Raw genomic sequence first — 21,299 nt, forward strand, 5'->3', positions numbered from 1 at the left:
ATAAATTATACCGATTGATTGAATAATCTATGCCCACTTATAGTATACACAAAGGGGGCAGATGTGTGATATTTGATATATGATCACGACGACAACGTCTTTTTACTTTTTGGCACCGGGCTTAGGTTCGGTAAAGTCGATACCGATGTCGAGCAGTTCTCGGGGATGTATTTTGAGTGCTTCGGCGATTTTAAAAAGTGTTATGAGCTGGGGGTCTCGGGATCGTTCATACTTGGAGAAGTTACTGTTATCGAGATCGGAGTTTTGGGCGATGTTGAGTAATGAGAGCTCTTTGGTTTCTCGTAATTTTTTTAGATTTTCTCTAAACAGACCTCGTATGCGCTCTTCTTCCTTTTCGTTCATGGTATATTATATAGACTATGGTTAAAACGATTATTAAAAGTCCTCGTTTTTTTAAAATTTATCGAGGTCTAAGTGGACCTCGATAAATGTAAATCACTATATTTGGTTCGAGAAAAATAGGATATAATAAGGTATACAGCATCACAAATGAATTAGATTTGCGAATACTACGATAGCAGTATCTACGGAGCATTCGCACTTATGCGTCTCGTCTGGGAAACTAGTAACTTCAATTGCGCGAGACAATAGGTGAAAATGCTCACGTCAATAAAATATTGGCGTGGGCTCACTTATTGCGCAGGTCTTACTAGTACCTTCCAGGCAATAAGATGAGTTCCACGCCATGTTGTTGGCATTGATCCCTTCTTTCCGACGCACGTTTGTGCGCACTCTATGATATATATGATACAGGCGGCGCGCCCTGATATCTATAGGAAATACTATACTATGTTATTTATGTTGGTGTCGACCAGCATCCGGCAAGTGCTTGCGGGAGCACTATCCTGTGCCCGGTGTGGAAAGTTACGTTTTCTGCGCCATGCCGGTGCACGGGATTCCTGCAAAGAGGGGAGTGAAGGGAGTTGTGAAGAAACATGGGTAATAACAGGAGGGGGGCTTGGCCAGTTGAGTGGAAAGCCTTCGTCATGGCCGGCGTGCCGGTCCATGGCAAAATATACTGTACTATAGATATTACCAGTTATAAGTCTTTTTAGGCCGTCGCGGCGAAGTATAGATCGATTGCAGAGAAATAATGATTTTAATAGTTGGAAGTAGTAGTAAAATTGCGGTGTTTAGGGATTCGATACCTGATTTTTCAGGTATATTGTTAGCGTAAGTTTCGATCGTGTAGTGGGATAATATTAGTGGAAACAGTGTGTTAGCAGGTGGAATAGGGCCATTTACTGAGGTAAGTTTTTGGATATATCGAAACTTTTTGCAATCTTCATAAAGATCCCCAAAACCCTTCACGGAAAGCCCTAAGCAGCACATGACTTGGCTGTTAAGGCCGTGTTTTGGCTTAAGAAAGCGTATTTGTAACAATTCTTTAAGAAAAAAAATTAAATAATAGTTACGTATTCCGCATTAAAATTTAGTAAAAAGGGATTATTTTTAAGTGTGCTTTAAGCAAACCTGGAAGTAAGTTTTTTTACGAATTTGCAGAAAACAGAGTATCTTGAGGTATAACGTTAATAACATTTGTAAAGCGATCTGAACCTATGCATAGCAATGTCAATGAAGCGATGCTTCGCCGCATGGCGAAGGGAGATGAAGAAGCCTTCCGGCAGATCTATGACCTCTATTGGGATGTGATCTATCATTTCATCCGAAAGAAGGTCGGCTCAAAACAGTTTGCCGAAGATGTGGCCCAGGAGATTTTTACTTCCTTGTGGGCACGCCGCACAGAATTTACGGATGTACAAAATCTGAAGCATTATCTGGCCATGTGGTCACGCAACCATGCGCTGCGACTACTTAAGCGCATTGCGTCGGAAACACAAGCTCAGCGCGAATATACTTTTACGCTCGACCGAGGCGCCCCCGACATCAACTCGGACGAGATTCTCTATGAAGAAAAGAGATATAAAGACACGTTGCATGGAGCCGTAAATGCACTTACACCACGCCAGCAGGAAGTATTCCGGCTGGCGAAGGTGGAAGGTCTTTCACACAAGGAGATTGCCGAGCGCCTCAACATCACGCCCTTCTCGGTGAAAAAACACGTGTATGATGCCATGTTGTTAATACGGGAGCGTTTCCGGGGCCATATAGCCTATCTGGCATTGCTGTTGATCTACTGGCAGTAGACGCTAGCATAGGCGTTGTTATAGCAGTAACAGGTGGTAAAAAAAGACCACCCAGTTGCAGCCAGGTGGTCGAGTTGCTTCTAATAATCTATCCAACCACTAAAAGCATTTGTAAGTTACGTATTTTACGTTTATGCCCCAGGTTTCCACGAAATTGAATTTTGGGGAAATGCCGGTTGTGCAACAAAAAATGCTAGCCCTTCTTAGTCCCCTTCGGTTTGTTTGTTGTGCTTCTCTCCTTGCCCGCTTTGTGTGACGTGCGGGTTAACGTGTATTTAAAGTTTTTTGCGCCTTCACTGCCTTTGCCAGTCATTACCAGGGTGTTGCCGGTAACATTGATACCCCATTCCACTGGTGGCGTATTGTTGTCAAGTGTACTTTCCAGGTAGAGACTGTTTTGTTGCTCGTTCAGGCGATACAGCCCCGAGTCGAGCTGTTGGGTCCTATTGCGAATGATATACTTCGCTTCGCGGGTAAATTCGATCGACTCAATAGCAGTCGAATCTGCGGTTTGTGTGATCTCCTTTTTCCCGTCGTTCACCTGGGTCACTTTCCAGACACCCGGCACCTTCTCTATGAGCTTTTTAGTCGGAGGTTGATTTGCGGGCCCTTGTGCAAACAAGCTGCCGGTAAACAGAGAAAGTCCCAGCAACAGGGAAAAACGAATGGTTCTGTGCGTTTTCATAGATCATTGATTTAGAGAAAATATGCGTCTGCCCCGGTGTATCCGAAGGCTGTATTATAAGGTTTATAGTGCAGCCGGTTCAAAAAACTATGCCGTTTGTTTCTGTAGACAAATGGCACACCTCATTGTGCAGCACGCGATGGGCGCGTGGGTGATTCCCCGGAATGGGGAGCATAGCGCCCTTAAAACGCTTCGGTAAAGGCAATGTAAAAACCGCGGATGCCGTGGGATGCAAAGCCCATGTCGAATCGCATGTTGGTGTCGTTGCGTGTATCGACCCGTAAGCGCAGGCCTCCGCCATACGAAAGATGAAAGCCCGAGAGCGCCAGGTCATCATACCCCGTACCCACGCGGCCCGTGCCGACCCAGCCGGCTACACCAAGGATTTTCCATACCGGCATGCGATATTCTACCTGTGCGTCGACAAGCGCGCGGTCGCGCAGTGCGCCTTTATAGTATCCGCGCATGCGCTCTTCGCCACCCAGTAGCGAGAGGTTGTAAAACGGTGGGTTGCCGCCGACGTAAGAGGTCGTTGCCTGTACAGCAATAACGTGTTTGCGCCAGGGATTAAAATAGCGGCGTGCATCAAGCTCAAGCCGGTGAAACGCATAGGTGCTTCCGAGGAATGTTGGGTAGAATACCAACGTCGTGAGTACATATGCTCCATGTCGTGCGTTGTAGCGGTTGTCGCGGCTGTCGAGCGCGCCGGCGATGCCTAGGCCGACATCGGTACCGCCGTGGGTACCGGTCACGATCCCTTCGCGTAAGTAGCCGGCACTGTCGGCACGTATGGCATATCGCGCTATGTCTATACTCAGTCCGGCATAGAGATTGTTATGGAGACGGCGTAGCGGCGTGCTGGTAAAACGAACGCGGTCAATCGAGACCTGTTCTTTTTTATTATTCAGAACATCGTTGCCAATGCCTTGCAGGTATTCGAGTTGGCGTCGGTAGTTAAAGGAGCTCAGGATCATATATCGGTTCTCCCGCAGCAGGAGCTCATTGCTAACAAAGATATTGATGCGGCCTTTGCTGGAAATCGTTACCAGTTCGGACAGGCGCGAGGGTTTGGACCGGTCGTGGGCGGAGGGGTGAAAGAGGTTGAACTTGGCAAGCCCAACGATATTGCCTGCCTCGGACGTGTAGGAATAGAACGGCACCGGGAGAATGCGGAAGAGTTTTTCCGCTTTCTCGTTTATTTCGTCGAGTTTTTCGACCACCTCTTCGATCAGCAGCTGGTTGTTCTCACTTGTTTTTTTAGGTGCGGGCGTGTCCTTTTTTAAAGACTTGGCCTGCGCAAGAGCGCTCCAGGGCACGGTCGCCATCAAAAAAATGAGAAGAAGGGTGCCTTTGGCGGCCATGATCGATAGAGTGAAACGTTTACCTATGCCTTTTATACAGGAAACAATTATGCCAGCCGACTATATTGCGGGAAATTTTGAACGGCCTCACCGCCTTACTGAACGTATCGACATGATCAAACACGGAGTTATCGGCGTTATATGCCTGCTGTTCTTTGTATCCGGATGGACGGCCCAGGCACAGACAGGCATTACCGGCAAAGTGCTCGGAAAACAAGAAGAACCAATCGAAGGCGCCTATGTGCGCGTATTAAACACCAACCTGACCGCGGTCACCAATGCCCAGGGGGAATTCACCTTATCGCTGGCGCCAGGCCCTTATGTGGCATTTGTCACCGCAGTAGGCTATGCTGCACATGAGGAAAAATTTGCCGTGTCTCCCACCAGCCAGGCACTGGTAATTGACCTGCAGGAAGCCACCGTAATATTGGAGGACGTCGTCGTAACGGCCCAGAAGCAGGAAGATGACCTTCAGCGGGTGCCTTATAGTATCACAGCCTTATCGGGCAAAAAGCTGGAAGAATTTCGCGTATGGAATACGCAGGATATCACAGCCATTGTTCCGAACTTATACTCTTCCAACCCCGGCGACAACCGGAACGTGACCTCCCTGCGGGGCATTGGTACCACATCTTACGACCCAGCTGTCGCCACCTATATCGATGGGGTAAACCAGTTCGGTCTCGATACCTACCTGGCGTCGCTATTCGATGTGGAGCGTATCGAAATACTGCGCGGCCCGCAGGGTACCCTGTACGGACGCAATGCCCTGGGCGGCGTCGTCAACATCGTGACGCGTCAGCCTTCAAACGACTTTGGCGGCTATGCCGAAGCCAGTCTCGGTGATTATGGCCAGCAACGTTATTCGCTGGCCGTGCGCGCGCCGCTGGTAAAAGATAAACTATTCCTCGGCGTAGCCGGCATGTACGACCGTGCCGACGGTTTTTATACCAATACCTTTGACGATACCGACTTTGCCAAACGGCACAGCCTGACCGGCAATTATTATCTGACATACCGTGCCAGGCCCAACTGGTCTATTACCCTCAACGTCAAGCACCACGCGCATCGTAACAATGGCCCGTTCACGCTCAGGGGTTCGGCCGCAGAGGCTCTGGAAAATCCATACACAGTGAATCAGAACGCCCGGACGGAGATGGTAGACAACATCTTCAACAGCTCGCTGAACACTCAGCACCACGGCCGTGCCGTCAGCTTCCAGTCGGTGTCGACCTATCAGGCCAACTACCGTTATTACAAAACTCCCATCGACGGTGACTTCTCGCCTGCCGACATCGCGACCCTTGAAAATAACTACGGTCGTGATTGGAACCGCGTGCAGGTATATACCCAGGAGTTCAAGCTCTCATCGCCGGCAGCCTCGGTGTCGCCTCTTACGTGGACGGCCGGCACATATCTTTATTACCAGGATAACCCTGTGAAACAAGCTACCCGCTTTGGAGAGATGGGGTACCTCTATGGTGGCGAGCCCCATACAGCATCTATCGTGTCCTCTACCGGTGAGAACAAAGGCATCGCCTTCTACGGGCAGGCCACGTATACTATCAGCCGTGTTCTAGACATTACCGCGGGCATCCGCTATGACCACGAGCGTCGTGAGCAGCAGGTACTGGGCGAATACCGGCCTTCGCTGGATGCCCCGGAAGTGGCGGTCTTTCAGCCCGACACTTCCGCCAGCATGTCCTACAACGCCATTTCACCAAAGGCGGGCCTCACGTATCATATACACGATAATAGCAGCGTGTATGCCGTATACAGCCGCGGCTTCCGCACCGGCGGCCTGACCGCCTTCACGGGCGACCCGACTCAGCCGGGCCTGTTTGAGTACGCGCCGGAGTATAGCAACAACATGGAGATTGGTGCTAAAAATATTTTCTTCGAAAACAGGCTACGTGTAAACCTCGCGTTGTTCTATTCAAACGTAGACGACATTCAGGTCTCGACGCTGGTCCTGCCCGAAGGTGTAGCCGTGACGCGCAATGCCGGCAAGTTGACAAGTAAGGGCATAGAGCTCGAACTCTCGGCCACGCCCGTGCGTGGCCTGCAGATCGACGCATCCAGCGGTTATACCGATGCGTCATACAACCGCCTGACCCTGGCCGTGCGTAATGAAGAAGGAGGTTTTGATTCCTTCGACTTCAAGCGCAATAAGCAGCTATACACCCCGCGCACGACCAGCATGTTTGCCGCGCAGTATACCTATCCGCTTACTGCGTGGCAGTCGTTGCGCGCAGTGGTACGCGGTGAGCTTGTGCACCTGGGCGAGCAATATTTCGACCTCGCCAATAGCAACCGTCAGGCGGATTATAGCCTGTACAACGCCCGGGTGGGCGTAGCGGCATCTACCTTTGAGATCATGTTCTGGGGCCGCAACCTCGGCGACAAGCTATACATTGCCTATGCCTATGACACTGGCGCGACGCGCCTTGGCGACCCGCGCAACTGGGGCGTAACCGTACGCAAGAGCTTCTAATAGCTTCTGTGGTTTACTTCGTCACAGCCTCCCTGGCGGTGACGGGGTCCCATAAGATGATCTTTTTATCAAAGACACTTTTGTTACTGGCCAGGGCCGGCCCGGCAGCACGCATGCTGAACAGGGCATCTTCTTTTATAGGCTTTCCCTCACGCACCCCGGCATAGAAGGCCAGATGATGATCGATGTTGGCGCTATATTTCTCCGGCGCCCGGAACTCGAGGTCGGAGTCCTGAATGACTGGCGTCGACGCGGGATGATTGACCTTATACCATTGTTCGAATTCTTTCTGCTGCCCCGCGGTAAACGTCTCAAATGAATCCCAGCCGCCATAGGTAGGTACCTTAGAGATTTTATGCCGTACGACTTTCACACTGTCCCAGCCCAGGTGCATAACGCCGTCTGTGCCGATAAAGCGCAGGCCTTCGCCGTCTTCGCTGCCATCGACAAAGTTGACGCGCATCTGTAGGTTAAAGGCGGGATGTTGGGCGGTCTCCGGATAATCGTATACCCCCAGGATGAGATCAGGGGCATCGCGGCCATCTTTCCAGTAGCGTAGACCGCCGGAAGCGTAGATGCGGTTGGGACCGGCGGAGCTAGTCACGGTATGCAGGGCGGAGAACAGGTGTACAAATAAGTCGCCGGCTACGCCGGTGCCGTAGTCGCGGTAGTTGCGCCAGCGGAAGAAACGTACCGGGTCGAACGGCACGCGGGGTGCGTCGCCCAGAAAGCTCTCCCAGTCGACTGTGGTTGGGCTGGCATCGGTGGGAATGGAGTATTGCCAGGCGCCGTTGGCGGAATGGCGGTCCATCCAGGCCTCCACCATCACCAGGTCGCCGATGGCTTTTGCTTCAAAGAGCTCTTGTGCCTTGCGGGTGACGATCGAGCTGACACGTTGGCTGCCTACTTGCAATACTTTGCCGGTCTTTTTCTGGGTGGCAATCACCTCAGCGCCTTCCTCCAGCTTGTGCACCATGGGCTTTTCGCAGTACACGTGTTTGCCTCTGTTCAAGGCTTCGATGGTGATGCGATCGTGCCAGTGGTCGGAAGTAGCGATGATGACCGCATCGATGTCTTTGCGGTCGAGTATCTCTTTGTAGTTGCGGGTGGTGAATAGCTCTTTGCCGTAAACCTCGCGGGCGCGATCCAGGCGGCCGGTGTAGAGGTCGCACGCGGCCACCAGTTGGACGCCCGGTAGTGCGGTGCTGGTCTCGGCATTGCTAAAGCCCATGATGCCCATACCGATCACCGCAATGTTGACGCGGCTGTTGGCGGTATAGGCTTGTGGCGTGGGCGGGTCCAGCAGTTGGTGAGCGTGTAGGGTTTCGCTCCAGATTGTCGGTGTGATACCGGCCAGTGCAGCGGTGCTCAGCATTTTTTGTAAAAAGTCTCTTCTCGAGCGTGTGGTTGATCGATTCATATAACATTCGGATTTGGTAGGGTAGAGGAAGTTACGATATTTGTCCATACCCCATGCACGCAATAGTGTTTTTAGGGATAATCAGAAGTACGAGCGGACTAATTTTTTTGTGAACATGAACTTCAACCTCTTCAAGAACAAAAGCCTGGCTATCGATTTAGGCAATAATAATACATTAGTAAGCGACAAGGACAATCTGCTGGTTTCGCAGCCGTCCTATATAGTTTTCGACGCGCATAACAACGCGGTGAAGGCTGTCGGTGACAAAGCTTATAGCATGTTCGAGAAGAATCATGAAGAACTTCGTCCCATCAAACCGCTCAAGGGCGGCGTTATTGCCGACTACGACTCGGCCAGCCGGATGATCCACGAGCTGATCAAACAAGCCAACCGAGGCACCTCGTTCCTGAGTGGTTATGAAAATATCATCTCCGGAATACCGTACTCAACCACCGAAGTAGAACGCCGCGCCCTGCGCGACGCCCTGGGCCAGTTTAATGCCCGCCATACTTATTTGTTATACGAGCCCCTGGCAGCGGCCCTCGGCCTGGGCCTCGACATTCGCGAGCCTGAAGGCAAGATGGTGATTGACATTGGCGGTGGCATTACCGAGATCGTGATCATATCGCTGTCGGGTATTGCTGCGTTCCAATCTGTGAAGATCGCCGGCGACACGTTTGACGAAGCTATCCAGGATCACTTCCGCCGCACCTACAATATGGCCATTGGTTTGAAGACCGCCGAGCAAGTAAAGATCAAAGTGGGCGCTGTACAAAACGACCTGAAGGAAGCGCCGGCACCGATGATGGTGCGGGGCAAAGACCTGATGGAAGGCATCCCTGTGGTGCGCCGCGTCGACCACGCCGAGGTCGTGTATATTCTGGAGAAATCGGTCGCGGCCATCGAGCACGCCATCATCCAGACTCTGGAAACCTGCCCACCTGAGCTTGCCGCTGATATTTATGTAAACGGTATCAACATCACCGGCGGCAACGCCTACCTGCGCGGCCTCAAAGAGCGTTTCGAGTCACGCATCAAGCTGCCTGTGCACATCGATCCGCAAGCGTTGCTTTCTGTGAGCAAAGGAATTGCAAAGGCATTACAAGATCCCAAGAAGTATCAAAGCGTATTGGTGGCGTAGTCACCCCCGGGGTCAAAGGCACGGTTTGAAGATAGATGAAGCACTGTTTCAGGATAGTTTCAGCATCGTTGGACCAGCAAAAGCAGCCCTTGGTGACTTTATCTATGCCATAGTTATCCTGCAACTAAGTTGTATCCATGCCTTTAGTACGCCTTTGGTATGGAGTAAGTACGGCTTTGATACGGGTATGACCCCTTGAACCCTTGATTTTTCCTGTTTCATTACATTAGTCTGCTGTGTATTTTTGGCTTGTCATACTACCCCAAGAACACACATGCCCGACATAACGATACCCCAGCGGCCTACCCGTCGCTTTTTGCCTGAAAACTTCACGATTAGTACCTGGGATGCCCTAAAGCCCTATTTTGATACGCTACAGGCCAAGCCGCTGGACTCCGCGGAGGATCTTCGTCAGTGGTTTAAGGACCGCAGCGAATTGGAGGCAGTGGTGTCGGAAGACCTGGCCTGGCGATACATTCGCATGACGTGTTATACGGAAAATGAAACCTATCGCCATGCTTATCAGGAGTTTATCGAGCAAATCCAGCCGCGCATGGCCCCGGTATCCGACCAGCTGAACAAAAAGGCGGCGGCATCGCCGTTCCTGGATGTACTGGCCAACGAGGAGGGGTATGACATCCTGATCCGGACGCTTAAGAAGGAGATTGAGCTCTTCCGCGATGAAAACGTACCGCTGTATACCGAAATCGCTACGGAGACGCAAAAATATGCCCAGATCTCCGGGGCGATGACCATTCAGTGGGAAGGCGCCGAGATCACGCTGCCGCAGGCATCGGTGCTGCTGATGTCGACCGACCGCAAGAAACGCGAGGAGGTTTACCGCAAGGTCAGTGAGCGCCGGCTGCAAGACAAAGAGGCGCTGGACGAACTGTTTACCCGTCTGGTGAAATTACGCCACGAGGTATCGCTCAATGCCGGCTTTTCCAACTACCGCGACTATATGTTTAAGTCCCTGGGCCGTTTTGACTATACTCCCAAGGATTGTTTTGATTTCCACGAAGCCATTCAGGGCGAAGTCGTGCAGTTGTTGAACGAGTTTGCGTTGGAGCGCAAGCGAGCGCTGGGCGTGGATGCGCTGCGGCCGTGGGATAAGGCTGTGGACGCCGAAGGACGCGATGCGCTGAAGCCCTTTGAGAACGGTACGGAGCTGACTGAAAAGACTATTGAAGCCTTCCGTCGGTTGGATCCATTCCTGGGACAGTGCCTGGAGATTATGCGGTCGATGGGTCACCTCGACCTCGAGTCGCGTAAGGGGAAGGCGCCGGGTGGCTATAACTATCCGCTGGCGGAGATTGGCGTGCCGTTCATTTTCATGAACGCAACGTCAACGCTACGCGACATGGTGACGATCATGCACGAAGGTGGGCATGCCATTCATAACTTCCTGACGCGCGACCTGGAGTTGAACGACTTTAAGTCGACACCTTCGGAAGTGGCCGAGCTGGCGTCGATGTCGATGGAGCTGATCTCGATGGATCATTGGGATATTTTCTTCCCCGATGCCGATGCACTTAAGCGCGCCAAACGCGAGCACCTGGAAGACATCATTGAAACATTGCCCTGGGTGGCGACGATTGATCGCTTTCAACACTGGCTCTATGAACACGCCAACCATACACACGAAGAACGCAAGCGCTGCTGGAATAAAATCGTAGACGAATTTTCAGATACCGCCACCGACTGGCGCGGTTTAGAGACGGCGAAAGACTATCTGTGGCAAAAGCAATTACACCTGTACGAGGTGCCGTTCTATTACATTGAGTACGGCATGGCCCAGTTGGGCGCAATTGCCGTGTGGAGAAACTTCAGAAAGAATCCGGCCAAGGGACTGGAGGGTTACCAGCGCGCGTTGAAGCTGGGGTATATGCGGCCCATCCCGGAGATCTATGCAGCAGCGGGTATTAAGTTCGATTTCAGCCGCGCATACATCCGCGAGCTGATGGACTTTGTGAAAGCCGAGTTGGCAAAGATCTAACCTAGCCGCGACACTTGTCGAGCAGGTCGCTCAGCAGTTGGGCTTCGTCGTCTGACAACGCAATGACGTGATCAAAAGCCTGTTGGTCCCTATCTACGTCTGCCAGCAGGCCGAGGCCTTTGTCGGTAATGAGCACGTCCGCCGCTCGTTTGTCAGAGGGACAGATCTTGCGTTCCACCAGCTCTTTTGCTTCGAGGCGGTCGAGTAGCCGCGACACATCCGAGTTTTTATCCATCATGCGCATCTTAATGGCAGATGCCGAGATACTCTTGGGATGTTGGCCACGCAGGATACGCAGGATGTTAAACTGCTGGCTGGTGATGCCGTAGGGTTTCAGGAATTGTTGCTGAAGGTTGCCGATCCAGTTGGAAGTGAAGATCAGGTTGATGACGGCCTTTTGATGGTAGTTCCGAAACTTGGGCTGGATGATCTCTTCTTCGATTTTCATAGTCGAGTGGGATAGTGTACTTAAAAAAAGGAAGAGTTACAGGACGCCAGCTTTTCCTTCTTCCGGCAAGTTCTCACACGTACCGGCGTCCTGCAAGTTTTTTACAGACAGCTTACGCTGCTTTGTTCAATTCAATCTTGGCAGTGATCTCTACGTCGTCGCCAACGACCAGGCCACCCGCTTCTGTGGTTTTGCTCCACTTCAGGTTGTAGTCCTGACGGTTGATTTTGCCGTTTACTTTAAAGCCGGCCTTCTCACCACCAAATGCTTTTGCCGTGCCGCCGTATACCACATCGAGGGTTACAGGCTTGGTCACATCGCGAATGGTCAGGTTGCCTTTCAATACGTACTTGGTGCCTTGCTTCACCAGGTTGCCTTTGAATTTGATCTCCGGATATTTCTCAGCGTTGAAGAAATCGTCTGACATCAGGTGGCCGTCGCGTTTTTCGTCCTCGGTGTTGACCGAAGCGACTTTCGCGGTGAACTCCACGTCGGCGCCGTTGAAGTCGGCTGCTTTGCTTACGACTTTGCCGTCAAATTCTTTGAAGTTACCGTCGACTTCAGATACTACCAAGTGGGCTACGCTAAAACCTACTTTTGAGTGGGGCTTGTCAATGTTCCAGGTAGTTTGTGCGAATGCGGTGCCGGCGAAGGCTACAGCGACCAATAAGGTGCTTACTTTTTTCATGTTGTATTATGTTTTTTTGGTGTTGTCCCTATAACGCAAATAGGTAGTTAGATGTTTAAACATCTAATTAATATTTTATAACACCTTGAAAATCAGTCAATAAATTTATCCCTTACCTTACTTTTCAGGTGTCTGGTCTTGTTGACTAAGCATTAAGATAGAACTCTTTTGTGAGTTTACGGTAATATTCCGACCAATCCGTTCCCTGGTCGTAGAGCAAAATCTCGCCGCTCCCAGGTGTTGTGCCGGATGTCTTACGCGAGAACTCCAGCAGCCATCGTTCGATGGGTTTCTCCTTGCGCGTGCGAAAGCTCCACTGCCGGGTACAATGCAATCCCCGGCTGGCGGCCAGGGTAATGAACTGCAGCCCTTCAGTATAGGGTAATATGGTGTGAAATGTCCCGTCTTCCGTCAAAAGTGCCTCGACGGCGTCTAACAGCTGCGGATAGGAGAGTGTGACGGTGTGACGAGACTGCGTACGGCGCAGGTCCGGCGACTCCTGACTTTGTATGAAGTATGGCGGGTTGGAAACAATCGCGTCGTACTTCATACCGGGCCGGAAGTCCTGGATGGCGGATGTATAGACATTCACCTTCGTCGGCCACGGTGAGGAGTCTACGTTTTCACGGGCCAGTTCGGCCTCCGTCGCTTCGAGCTCGATCGCATCGATGACGACATCCGGGGCCGAGCGTTGTGCCAGCATGAGTGCGATGACACCTGAGCCGGTGCCGATGTCGAGTATATAGTGCGCCCCATCGATGGAAGCCCACGCACCGAGCAGCACGCCGTCGGTTCCGACCTTCATCGCGGCCACGTCGTGCCGCACGGAAAAGTGTTTGAAGTGAAAGTGTACTCCGCTTTTCGCCATAGCGTGAATATTCCTAATTTACAACGAAACATCCAATGGAAGAAAAAAAAATTACCAGGGAAAAAATCCGGTGGGGTATTCTTGGCTGTGGCAAGATCGCCCATAAGTTTGCCAACGACCTGAAGCTTGTCGACGACGCCGCGCTGGCGGCCGTGGCAGCACGCGACGATGTAAGGGCGCGTACTTTTGCCCAAACGTATGGTGCCACCGACGTCCATACTACGTACGAAGCGCTGGCGTCCAGCCCGGCAGTGGATGTAATCTATATTGCCACGCCGCACGGCTTTCACTACGAGCATGCCATGCTCTGCCTGCAGCACGGGAAGGCTGTGCTCTGCGAGAAGGCCTTTGCCTTAAACCGTGCGCAGGCCCAACGCATGATCGACTATGCGCGGGCGCACGGTGTCTTTTTGATGGAGGCATTCTGGACGAAGTTCCTGCCGCAGTATAGCAAGGTGTTGGAGATTATCAACAGCGGTGTGTTGGGAGAGATCCAGTGGATTCAGGCGGCCTTTGGTTTTCGTCCGCAGCCACCAGTGGCTGCGCGGATATATGACCCCACGTTGGGCGGCGGCTCGTTGCTGGACGTTGGTATTTATCCGGTATTTCTGGCGCAGGCGATCCTGGGAAAGCCGGTGGCCATCCAGGCCATGGCACGGCTGCATGCTACCGGCGTGGACGAGCAGTGCATCATATCGCTGAAGTTTGCGCAGGGCGCATTAGCCTCGCTGTCGAGTAGTTTTGCGGCGGAGACACCGGTGGAGGCTGTCATTGCCGGCACCGAAGGGCGACTGTTATTAAAGAACCGCTTTCACAACGCGGTCAGTACACTCGAAATAGCGATGGGCAAAGAGGATCCGCAGCCGGTGGAGGTGTATCGTGAAACAGGCTATGGCTACCAGTTTGAGGCGCGCCATGTCAATCAATGCCTGCGGCAGGGGCTGGTCGAAAGCCCGGTCATGACTCATGCGGATAGCCTCGCTTTATTGGAAACGCTCGATGCCATCCGGCAGGTGGCCGGCATACGCTACGCTGTAGACGCCGGCTGAGATTATTGCACCGCTTTCATGACAGCGGTTGCCAGCTTGGGCAGGCTGAAGTTTCGGTTGTGTGTCACGCCCAGTCGTACAATCACCAGCTTTTTAGACGGGATGATCAGCACGGTATTTTCTTCGAAGCCATCAAATAAGATCGCTTCGTTGGGAAGGCCTTTATATTTCACGTTGGTCGAGTCGTTCACCGCGCCACGGTTTAGCCAGATCTGTGCACCGTACTCCTGCATGGGTGAGGTCGTGTTGGGAGTAGTAGAGTATTTCACCCAGCCTGCCGGCAGTATGCGTTTATTATTCCAGACGCCATCGTTGAGGTATAACATGCCCAGGCGGGCCCAGTCGCGTGCGCTGGCGTATGAGTAGGACGATGCCACGAATGTGCCCGAGGCGTCGGGCTCGATGACCGCGGTGTGCATGCCGAGCGGATAGAAGAGCTTCTCGAAGGGGAAGGCGTAGTATCCGTCACCGGTCTTGTCGCGGATGATGCGCGAGAGAATATTGGTTGTGCCACTGGAATATTGAAAGACAGTGCCCGGTTCATGTTTCAGCGGCCGGCTGGCAGCATACGCTGCTTTGTCGTCGCTCTTGATAAACATACTGTGGAAGTCCGCCGTAGGATTAAAATACGTCTCCGACCAGGCCAGGCCGCTGCTGGCTTGCAACAGGTTGTTGACAGTAATGTTTTTCCGGTCGTCATGCTGCCATTCGGCCACGGGGGCGGGGTCTTCGGTCCCGATCTGTCCTTCTTTGACCAGGATCCCCACCAACGCATTGGTTATGCTTTTTGTCATCGACCACCCCATACAGCGGCTGTTGATGTCATAGCCGTTGGCATATTTTTCGGCGATCAGCTCGTTATTGTGGATCACGACGACGGCATGGGTAAAGATCGGTTTGGCGGGATCGATGTCGACAAAGGCTTCGTCGACGGCTTGTTTGACGGCGGCGTAGTCGATATGGGCCGGCAAGGTGTCGCGGCGTATACGGTTACCGGTAGGCCAGTCTACCGTGTCGGGATCGAAGGGTGGGGGAGCGGGTAGTCTGACAGGCTGACGACGTACGTCTGCTTCGGAACGCTCGGCCAGCAACGTACATCCCAACCCCTTGCGAAAGATAGCCTTGGCCGTACGGCCCAGCAGCGAGGCCGTCACGGTGGAGTCGGTGTGGTTGATGTCGAGGGGCAGGGATGCCAGTCCGGGAAACACCTGCAGCTCTTGCTGTACCACGCTCTCGGCAGTGCGGCCGGTGACGAATACGCACGAGCACATAGTCTTGGCGGCCATGCCCGTCATTACGGGTGGGAATGTGATGGCGAGGTAGCCCATGACGGCCAGGATGATGAAGAGCAGCGAAAAGAGGACAATGCGTAGAATTCGTTTCATAACACGGTTAGTAGCGGACCAAGATACAAAATGCCCGCTTTTTGCATAATCTTGTGGCCAAAGCCATGAATGCTATGAAGTCGCGCAAGCACGTGCACGGTAAGAAATGGGAGACCATACGGGATTTCCTGAACGAGAAGGTCGAGAAGTACAACCGTCCCGGGTTTATCGAGAACGACCCTGTGTCGATTCCGCATAGCTTTCGGCGTAAGCAAGACATCGAGATTGCGGGACTCTTTGCCGCGGTGCTGGCCTGGGGGCAGCGCGTAACGATCATCAACAAGTGCCGGCAGTTGATGGGCATGATGGACAACGATCCGTATAAGTTCATGTTGAACCACAGCGAAAAAGATTTGCGACCGCTCATGGATTTTAAACATCGCACGTTCAACGCCACGGACACGCTGTACTTTGTGGAGGCACTGCGCTGGTACTATCAACACCACACCTCGTTGGAGGATGCCTTTTATGTGCCCGGCGCCGAGACTATCGAGCTGGGGTTGAACCAGTTTCAAGAAATCTTCTTTAGCCTGGAAGATGCGCCCCGCCGCACACGCAAACACATACCTGCCCCGATACGGAAGTCAACCTGCAAACGATTGGCGATGTACCTTCGGTGGATGGTTCGACAGGATAATTGTGGTGTGGACTTCGGTGTGTGGAAGCGGATCACGCCCGCACAACTGGTATGTCCGTGCGACTTGCACGTAGACCGTACGGCGCGGCAACTGAAGTTGATCCGCAGGAAACAGACCGACTGGGAGACGGCGCTGGAATTGACGACACATCTACGGGCCTTCGACGCGGCAGATCCCGTCAAATATGACTTTGCGCTGTTTGGCCTGGGTATCGAAGAGGGCTGGTCCAGGCACGTTAAAGTGTAATAATAGACCAGATACCACCGGGTGATTAGAACACCATTGCAGGGCCGTACAGGCGCCATTATGTATTCATAATCATTCTAAATTGCACTTTTTTGAGCCGTGCTATCCATTCCGTTTATACCTTCGCACGCGTTGACAAAAGCTGCCGAAAATCATCATTTGAAGTAAGATTTTCGATGACATTGATTGTGCAACGATTCAAATAAATTTGAAAAAATGAGTTCCGATAGTAGATTTGTGCCGCTTGTTTTGAAAACGGACACTGAACCTAACATGATTAAAAAATTTACTGCCTCCGCTTGCAAGTTCACCTTAGTTCTCGTTTTCGCATTACTCACCTTCTCCACAAACGCTCAAAGTATTTCTACTGAACCTGCCGCGATCAGCGCAGGGGAGTCGTTGTTTAATGCGAACTGTAAGGCTTGCCACCGCGTACATCAAAAATTGGTTGGTCCAGCATTGGCCGGCGTGTATGATCGTACACCCTCCATCGACTGGATCAAGTCGTTTGTAAAGAATTCTTCGAAGGTTATCGCCAGCGGAGATGATTACGCAAACAAGCTGTACAACGAATACAACAAGACGCAGATGACTGCCTTCTCGTCGTTCAAGGACGAGGACATCATGAACATCCTGGCGTACGTAAAGGCTGAGACAGACAAACCCACTGTTGCTGGGCCGGTCACTCCGGTAGACCCTAAAACTCCTCCTACTGAAAATTCGCTTCCCGCGCAATACCTCAACGTTATCCTGATTGGAATGATCGTGATCCTGATACTGCTGCTTGTGGTGTTGGGTTTCCTGGTTTCTGCCCTCAAGCGTTTCCTCGACGACAAGCAACTTTCAGAAGAAGATAAAGAAGTAGTATCCTCTACTATTACGGTAGGTTCCATCACACGCAGCCGCGGCTTCATCTTCGTAGTGGTGTTCCTGGTAGCGGGCTTAGGTTTCAAAGCAGTGATCAACAACCTGTTTGCTGTAGGTGTTCAAATTGGTTACGCACCGAAGCAGCCAATCGCCTTCTCGCACAAGATCCACGCGGGTCAGTTAGAGATCGACTGTAAATATTGTCACGTAGGGGTGACGAAAGGCAAGAGCGCCACGATCCCTTCGGTAAACATCTGTATGAACTGCCACAATCAGGTCAAGTCGGGAGCCACTACCGGCGAAGGCGAGATCGCGAAGATTGTGAAGGCCTGGGAAACGAAGAAGCCGATCGAGTGGATCCGTATCCACAACCTGCCTGATCTGGCGTACTTCAATCACTCACAACACGTAAGCGTAGGCGGTGTGGAATGTCAGACCTGCCACGGACCGATTGAAACCATGGATGTTGTTCGTCAGCATTCCTTATTGACCATGGGCTGGTGTATCGATTGCCACCGGAAGACAGATGTCAACTCCAAAGGCAACGCGTACTACGACAACCTGGTCGAGCTCCACAGTCAGTCGAAGAAGACGCCTATGAAAGTGGAAGACATCGGGGGCCTGGAGTGCTCGAAGTGTCACTATTAATATTATAAGGAACAAATACGATCAACGATTCGCGATAAACGATCTATGGAAGAGTCTAAGAAGATATATTGGAAAGGCATTGAGCAGTTAGCGAACCATCCAGCGTTTGTAAAGCACGCTCATAACGAATTTGCTCCGGGCCCTGAGCCGGAAGAAGATCCGGGCCACTCGCGCCGGGATTTCCTGAAGATGATGGGTTTCGGCATGTCTGCCGTGGCGTTGGCCGCGTGTGAGGCTCCGATCCGCAAAGCGATCCCGTATATCAATAAACCGACAGATCTGGACCCGAGCGTCCCGAACTATTACGCCTCTACCTATATTAATGGTGGAGACTACGCCAGCATCGTGGTGAAAACCCGTGAGGGTCGCCCGATCAAGATCGACGGCAACGCGCTGTCGTCTGTAACGCGTGGTGGCACAAGCGCACAAGTAGAGGCTTCTGTACTTTCCTTGTATGACAACGCCCGCCTGCGTGGCCCCAAGATTGGCAAGGACAAAATCAGCTGGGAAGATCTTGATAAACAAGTTATTGCAAAGCTGAAAAGCATTGCCGCCCAAGGTGGTCAGATCCGTGTCGTCAGCAACACCATCCTGAGCCCGAGCACGAAAGCGGCCATCGAGAAGTTCAAGGCGGCTTATCCGACTACGCAAGTAGTGCAGTACGATCAGACGTCTGCCTTTGGCATTGTGAAAGCAAACGAAGAGTCTTTTGGCGCTGCCATCATTCCGTCATACGATTTTAGCAAAGCAAAAACGATCGTGGGTGTAGCCGCTGACTTTATTGGCAGCTGGATATCGCCCATCGAATTTACGAAACAATATGCCCAGACGCGTGAGGTAACGGAAGACAAACGCGAAATGTCCCGTCACTATCAGTTCGAGTCGATCATGTCGATCACTGGTGCGAACGCTGACTACCGCGTACAGATCAAACCTTCGGAAGAAGGTGCTGTCGTGATTCAGCTGTATAACCTGATCGCCGCGAAAGCGGGCCGTCCGGCAATAACGGGTGGGGTAGACAAACCGAACCTGGGAAAAGCTGCTGAAGAGCTGTGGAAAAACAAAGGTGCGGCGTTGGTAGTAGCGGGCTCAAATGACAAGGCTATCCAGGTGATCGTAAACGCGATCAACGATATGCTGGGCAGCTACGGCACGACGATCAACACGGCCCTGCCGGTGAACTATCGTCAGGGTGACGACCTGGCCATGGCCAACTTTGTAAACGAACTGGAAGGCGGCAAGATCGATGTCGTTATCTTCTATAACTGTAACCCGGTATACGATCATCCGAGCGGCGAGAAGATCGCTAACGCCATAAAGGCGCTGGCGCTTTCTGTAGCGACAGCCTACAAGGAAGAAGAAACCGGTACACTTGCCAACTACCTGGCGCCCGACCACCACTTCCTCGAAGCGTGGAACGATGCCGAGCCGAAACCCGGCCACTATAGCCTTGGACAGCCTGCCATCACGCCGATCTTCAAGTCGCGTGCAGCACAAGAGAGCTTCCTGGTGTGGGCCGGTGAAACCGACGTTGATTACTTCGAAGTATTAAAGAATAACTGGAAGAACTGGTTCTACACAGGTCAGACCCTGGATTACCAAAGCTTCTGGGATAAATGCCTGTACGACGGCGTATTCGAAAAGCCTGCAACATTGATGGCAACGGCACCTGCCTTCGGCGGCAACGTATCGGCTGCAGCTTCTGCTATCGCCAGCAACTACAAAACCAGCCAGTGGGAGCTTGTGATTTACGAGAGCGGCAACATCGGCAACGGCTCACAAGCCAACAACCCGCTGCTGCAAGAGCTTCCGGACCCGATCACCAAGACTACCTGGGATCACTATGTGACTGTATCGCCGAAAGACGCGAGCGGCATCGACTTCTCGGAAAGCATCACCAAATACTATACTATCACGGCCAACGGCAAGACGGTAAAACTGCCGCTGCTGGTACAGCCGGGTCAAACGCCGGGCACGATCGGTATCCCATTGGGTTACGGTCGTACGAAGGCTGGTAAAGTAGCCGACGGTATCGGCGCGAACGTGTATCCGATCGTAACACTGGTGAACGGCTCGTTGAGCTACAATGCCGCGGACGTGAAATTCGAGGCGACTACCGAAACATATCAAATTGCACAGACCCAGACGCACAACACGTACATGGGCCGTGAGACAGTCGTACAAGAGACCATTCTCGAAGAGTTCAAGGATAAACATTGGGAGCGCGAGTTCCAGCCATCGGTTGCTACCTGGACCCAGGAAGATCACAAGGCCAAGCCGGACGAGCTGTCGATGTGGAAAGGCCACGAGTATAAAGACCACCACTGGGCGATGTCTATCGACCTGAACACGTGTACAGGTTGTGCTGCCTGCGTGGTTGCCTGTAACGTAGAAAATAACGTGTCGCTGGTGGGTCGCGAAGAGGTGATCAACCGCCGCGAAATGCACTGGTTGCGCATCGACCGCTACTATAGCAGCGACGCTCCGGCCGACGATTGGGCGGGTGTCGAAGTTGCTGCTGAGAACCCGGAAGTGGTGTTCCAGCCGATGCTTTGCCAGCACTGTAACAACGCACCTTGCGAAACAGTATGTCCGGTAGCGGCTACTACCCATAGCACGGAAGGTCTGAACCAAATGACCTACAACCGTTGTATCGGTACCCGCTATTGCGCAAACAACTGCCCGTATAAAGTACGTCGTTTCAACTGGTTCAAATACCACGACAACAAACAGTTCGAAGTAGCGAACCCGGCCATGAACACTGACCTCGGCAAGATGGTCCTGAACCCGGACGTGACAGTACGTTCACGTGGTGTAATGGAGAAATGCTCATTCTGCGTGCAGCGTATCCAGGGCGGCAAGCTTACCGCGAAGAAAGAGAAACGCTCTATGCAAGATGGTGATGTTGATACCGCTTGTGCGGCCGCCTGTTCGACTGGCGCGATTGTCTTTGGTGACATCAACAACCCGGAAAGCAGAATCTCTAAGCTTCTCAAGATCAAGAAGGATCCCAAGCGCCCGAACTCAATCGACAAGGTTGCCGAGAACCCGCGCGCTTACCGCGTGATCGAAGAGATCGGCGTGAAGCCGAACATCTGGTACCTGACGAAAGTACGGAATAAAGACAGCGCGAAAGCGTAGTCGTTAGGTAACGACAACATAGGAGTGAGTAAAAGAAAACGGAAAACTTTTTAGAT

Annotated in this window: 16 protein-coding genes; 8 read left to right on the forward strand and 8 right to left on the reverse strand. The window is 52.2% G+C overall.

Going from position 1 to position 21,299, the window contains the following annotated elements; translation table 11 throughout:
• Positions 1–102: 102 nt before the first annotated feature.
• Complete coding sequence (locus tag K7P01_RS18035; protein WP_267295588.1) at positions 103–363, reverse strand: helix-turn-helix domain-containing protein; 261 nt, start codon at positions 361–363, stop codon at positions 103–105.
• A gap of 1,217 nt (positions 364–1,580) precedes the next feature.
• Between K7P01_RS18035 and K7P01_RS18040 the strand changes: the two genes are divergently transcribed.
• On the forward strand, positions 1,581–2,168 hold the full coding sequence (locus K7P01_RS18040; protein WP_254084785.1) for an RNA polymerase sigma factor: 588 nt from the start codon (positions 1,581–1,583) through the stop codon (positions 2,166–2,168).
• Between the two features lie 193 nt (positions 2,169–2,361).
• On the opposite strand, the gene K7P01_RS18045 is transcribed toward K7P01_RS18040, so the two are convergent.
• Both K7P01_RS18045 and K7P01_RS18050 read right to left on the reverse strand, forming a co-directional pair.
• Positions 2,362–2,853 (reverse strand): hypothetical protein, encoded by a 492-nt coding sequence (locus K7P01_RS18045; protein ID WP_267295591.1) that lies wholly within the window; start codon positions 2,851–2,853, stop codon positions 2,362–2,364.
• A gap of 182 nt (positions 2,854–3,035) precedes the next feature.
• A complete protein-coding gene (locus K7P01_RS18050) occupies positions 3,036–4,214 on the reverse strand; it encodes an outer membrane protein assembly factor (protein WP_267295593.1) in 1,179 nt (392 codons plus the stop codon).
• A 112-nt stretch (positions 4,215–4,326) separates the two neighbouring features.
• On the opposite strand from K7P01_RS18050, the gene K7P01_RS18055 reads away from it, so the two are divergent.
• Positions 4,327–6,708, forward strand: a complete 2,382-nt coding sequence (locus K7P01_RS18055) for a TonB-dependent receptor (RefSeq protein WP_267295595.1) — start codon at positions 4,327–4,329, stop codon at positions 6,706–6,708.
• Positions 6,709–6,721: 13 nt separating this feature from the next.
• On the opposite strand, the gene K7P01_RS18060 is transcribed toward K7P01_RS18055, so the two are convergent.
• Entirely contained in the window at positions 6,722–8,128 is a 1,407-nt protein-coding gene (locus K7P01_RS18060) for a Gfo/Idh/MocA family protein (RefSeq protein ID WP_267295597.1), read from the reverse strand.
• 115 nt (positions 8,129–8,243) lie between these two features.
• Between K7P01_RS18060 and mreB the strand changes: the two genes are divergently transcribed.
• Positions 8,244–9,269: a rod shape-determining protein gene (gene mreB, locus K7P01_RS18065; protein ID WP_267295599.1), complete on the forward strand. Its 1,026-nt coding sequence runs from the start codon at positions 8,244–8,246 to the stop codon at positions 9,267–9,269.
• A gap of 274 nt (positions 9,270–9,543) precedes the next feature.
• Positions 9,544–11,265, forward strand: a complete 1,722-nt coding sequence (locus tag K7P01_RS18070; RefSeq protein WP_267295601.1) for a M3 family oligoendopeptidase — start codon at positions 9,544–9,546, stop codon at positions 11,263–11,265.
• A 1-nt stretch (position 11,266) separates the two neighbouring features.
• Here the strand turns inward: K7P01_RS18070 and K7P01_RS18075 are convergent, their stop codons facing one another.
• From K7P01_RS18075 to K7P01_RS18085, 3 genes are all read right to left on the reverse strand, one after another.
• The gene (locus K7P01_RS18075) at positions 11,267–11,713 is read right to left on the reverse strand and encodes a MarR family winged helix-turn-helix transcriptional regulator (protein ID WP_254084792.1); all 447 of its coding nucleotides are present in this window, start codon (positions 11,711–11,713) and stop codon (positions 11,267–11,269) included.
• A gap of 112 nt (positions 11,714–11,825) precedes the next feature.
• Positions 11,826–12,401 carry a YceI family protein gene (locus K7P01_RS18080; RefSeq protein WP_267295604.1) on the reverse strand — a complete coding sequence of 192 codons (576 nt, stop codon included), beginning with the start codon at positions 12,399–12,401 and terminating at the stop codon, positions 11,826–11,828.
• A gap of 145 nt (positions 12,402–12,546) precedes the next feature.
• A complete protein-coding gene (locus K7P01_RS18085; protein ID WP_267295606.1) occupies positions 12,547–13,269 on the reverse strand; it encodes a tRNA1(Val) (adenine(37)-N6)-methyltransferase in 723 nt (240 codons plus the stop codon).
• A 35-nt stretch (positions 13,270–13,304) separates the two neighbouring features.
• On the opposite strand from K7P01_RS18085, the gene K7P01_RS18090 reads away from it, so the two are divergent.
• Entirely contained in the window at positions 13,305–14,318 is a 1,014-nt protein-coding gene (locus K7P01_RS18090; protein WP_267295609.1) for a Gfo/Idh/MocA family protein, read from the forward strand.
• Between the two features lie 2 nt (positions 14,319–14,320).
• On the opposite strand, the gene K7P01_RS18095 is transcribed toward K7P01_RS18090, so the two are convergent.
• A complete protein-coding gene (locus K7P01_RS18095) occupies positions 14,321–15,703 on the reverse strand; it encodes a serine hydrolase domain-containing protein (RefSeq protein ID WP_267295611.1) in 1,383 nt (460 codons plus the stop codon).
• Positions 15,704–15,777: 74 nt separating this feature from the next.
• On the opposite strand from K7P01_RS18095, the gene K7P01_RS18100 reads away from it, so the two are divergent.
• The 3 genes from K7P01_RS18100 to K7P01_RS18110 all read left to right on the forward strand — a co-directional run bounded on the left by K7P01_RS18100 (position 15,778) and on the right by K7P01_RS18110 (position 21,243).
• Positions 15,778–16,587 (forward strand): TIGR02757 family protein, encoded by an 810-nt coding sequence (locus K7P01_RS18100; RefSeq protein ID WP_267295613.1) that lies wholly within the window; start codon positions 15,778–15,780, stop codon positions 16,585–16,587.
• A gap of 273 nt (positions 16,588–16,860) precedes the next feature.
• Positions 16,861–18,102 carry a c-type cytochrome gene (locus K7P01_RS18105; protein WP_267295615.1) on the forward strand — a complete coding sequence of 414 codons (1,242 nt, stop codon included), beginning with the start codon at positions 16,861–16,863 and terminating at the stop codon, positions 18,100–18,102.
• A 45-nt stretch (positions 18,103–18,147) separates the two neighbouring features.
• Positions 18,148–21,243 carry a TAT-variant-translocated molybdopterin oxidoreductase gene (locus K7P01_RS18110; protein WP_267295617.1) on the forward strand — a complete coding sequence of 1,032 codons (3,096 nt, stop codon included), beginning with the start codon at positions 18,148–18,150 and terminating at the stop codon, positions 21,241–21,243.
• Positions 21,244–21,299 lie beyond the last annotated feature (56 nt).

The organism is Parachryseolinea silvisoli (assembly GCF_021190955.1).
GTDB classification, from domain to species: Bacteria; Bacteroidota; Bacteroidia; order Cytophagales; family Cyclobacteriaceae; genus Ohtaekwangia; species Ohtaekwangia silvisoli.

Coding starts and splice junctions, on each gene's coding strand:
- K7P01_RS18075 (WP_254084792.1), bottom strand. CDS start 11,713: ATGAAAATCGAAGAAGAGATCATCCAGCCCAAGTTTCGGAACTACCAT.
- K7P01_RS18080 (WP_267295604.1), bottom strand. CDS start 12,401: ATGAAAAAAGTAAGCACCTTATTGGTCGCTGTAGCCTTCGCCGGCACC.
- K7P01_RS18035 (WP_267295588.1), bottom strand. CDS start 363: ATGAACGAAAAGGAAGAAGAGCGCATACGAGGTCTGTTTAGAGAAAAT.
- mreB (WP_267295599.1), top strand. CDS start 8,244: ATGAACTTCAACCTCTTCAAGAACAAAAGCCTGGCTATCGATTTAGGC.
- K7P01_RS18105 (WP_267295615.1), top strand. CDS start 16,861: ATGATTAAAAAATTTACTGCCTCCGCTTGCAAGTTCACCTTAGTTCTC.
- K7P01_RS18060 (WP_267295597.1), bottom strand. CDS start 8,128: ATGAATCGATCAACCACACGCTCGAGAAGAGACTTTTTACAAAAAATG.
- K7P01_RS18110 (WP_267295617.1), top strand. CDS start 18,148: ATGGAAGAGTCTAAGAAGATATATTGGAAAGGCATTGAGCAGTTAGCG.
- K7P01_RS18095 (WP_267295611.1), bottom strand. CDS start 15,703: ATGAAACGAATTCTACGCATTGTCCTCTTTTCGCTGCTCTTCATCATC.
- K7P01_RS18090 (WP_267295609.1), top strand. CDS start 13,305: ATGGAAGAAAAAAAAATTACCAGGGAAAAAATCCGGTGGGGTATTCTT.
- K7P01_RS18055 (WP_267295595.1), top strand. CDS start 4,327: ATGATCAAACACGGAGTTATCGGCGTTATATGCCTGCTGTTCTTTGTA.
- K7P01_RS18045 (WP_267295591.1), bottom strand. CDS start 2,853: ATGAAAACGCACAGAACCATTCGTTTTTCCCTGTTGCTGGGACTTTCT.
- K7P01_RS18100 (WP_267295613.1), top strand. CDS start 15,778: ATGAAGTCGCGCAAGCACGTGCACGGTAAGAAATGGGAGACCATACGG.
- K7P01_RS18085 (WP_267295606.1), bottom strand. CDS start 13,269: ATGGCGAAAAGCGGAGTACACTTTCACTTCAAACACTTTTCCGTGCGG.
- K7P01_RS18040 (WP_254084785.1), top strand. CDS start 1,581: ATGCATAGCAATGTCAATGAAGCGATGCTTCGCCGCATGGCGAAGGGA.
- K7P01_RS18050 (WP_267295593.1), bottom strand. CDS start 4,214: ATGGCCGCCAAAGGCACCCTTCTTCTCATTTTTTTGATGGCGACCGTG.
- K7P01_RS18070 (WP_267295601.1), top strand. CDS start 9,544: ATGCCCGACATAACGATACCCCAGCGGCCTACCCGTCGCTTTTTGCCT.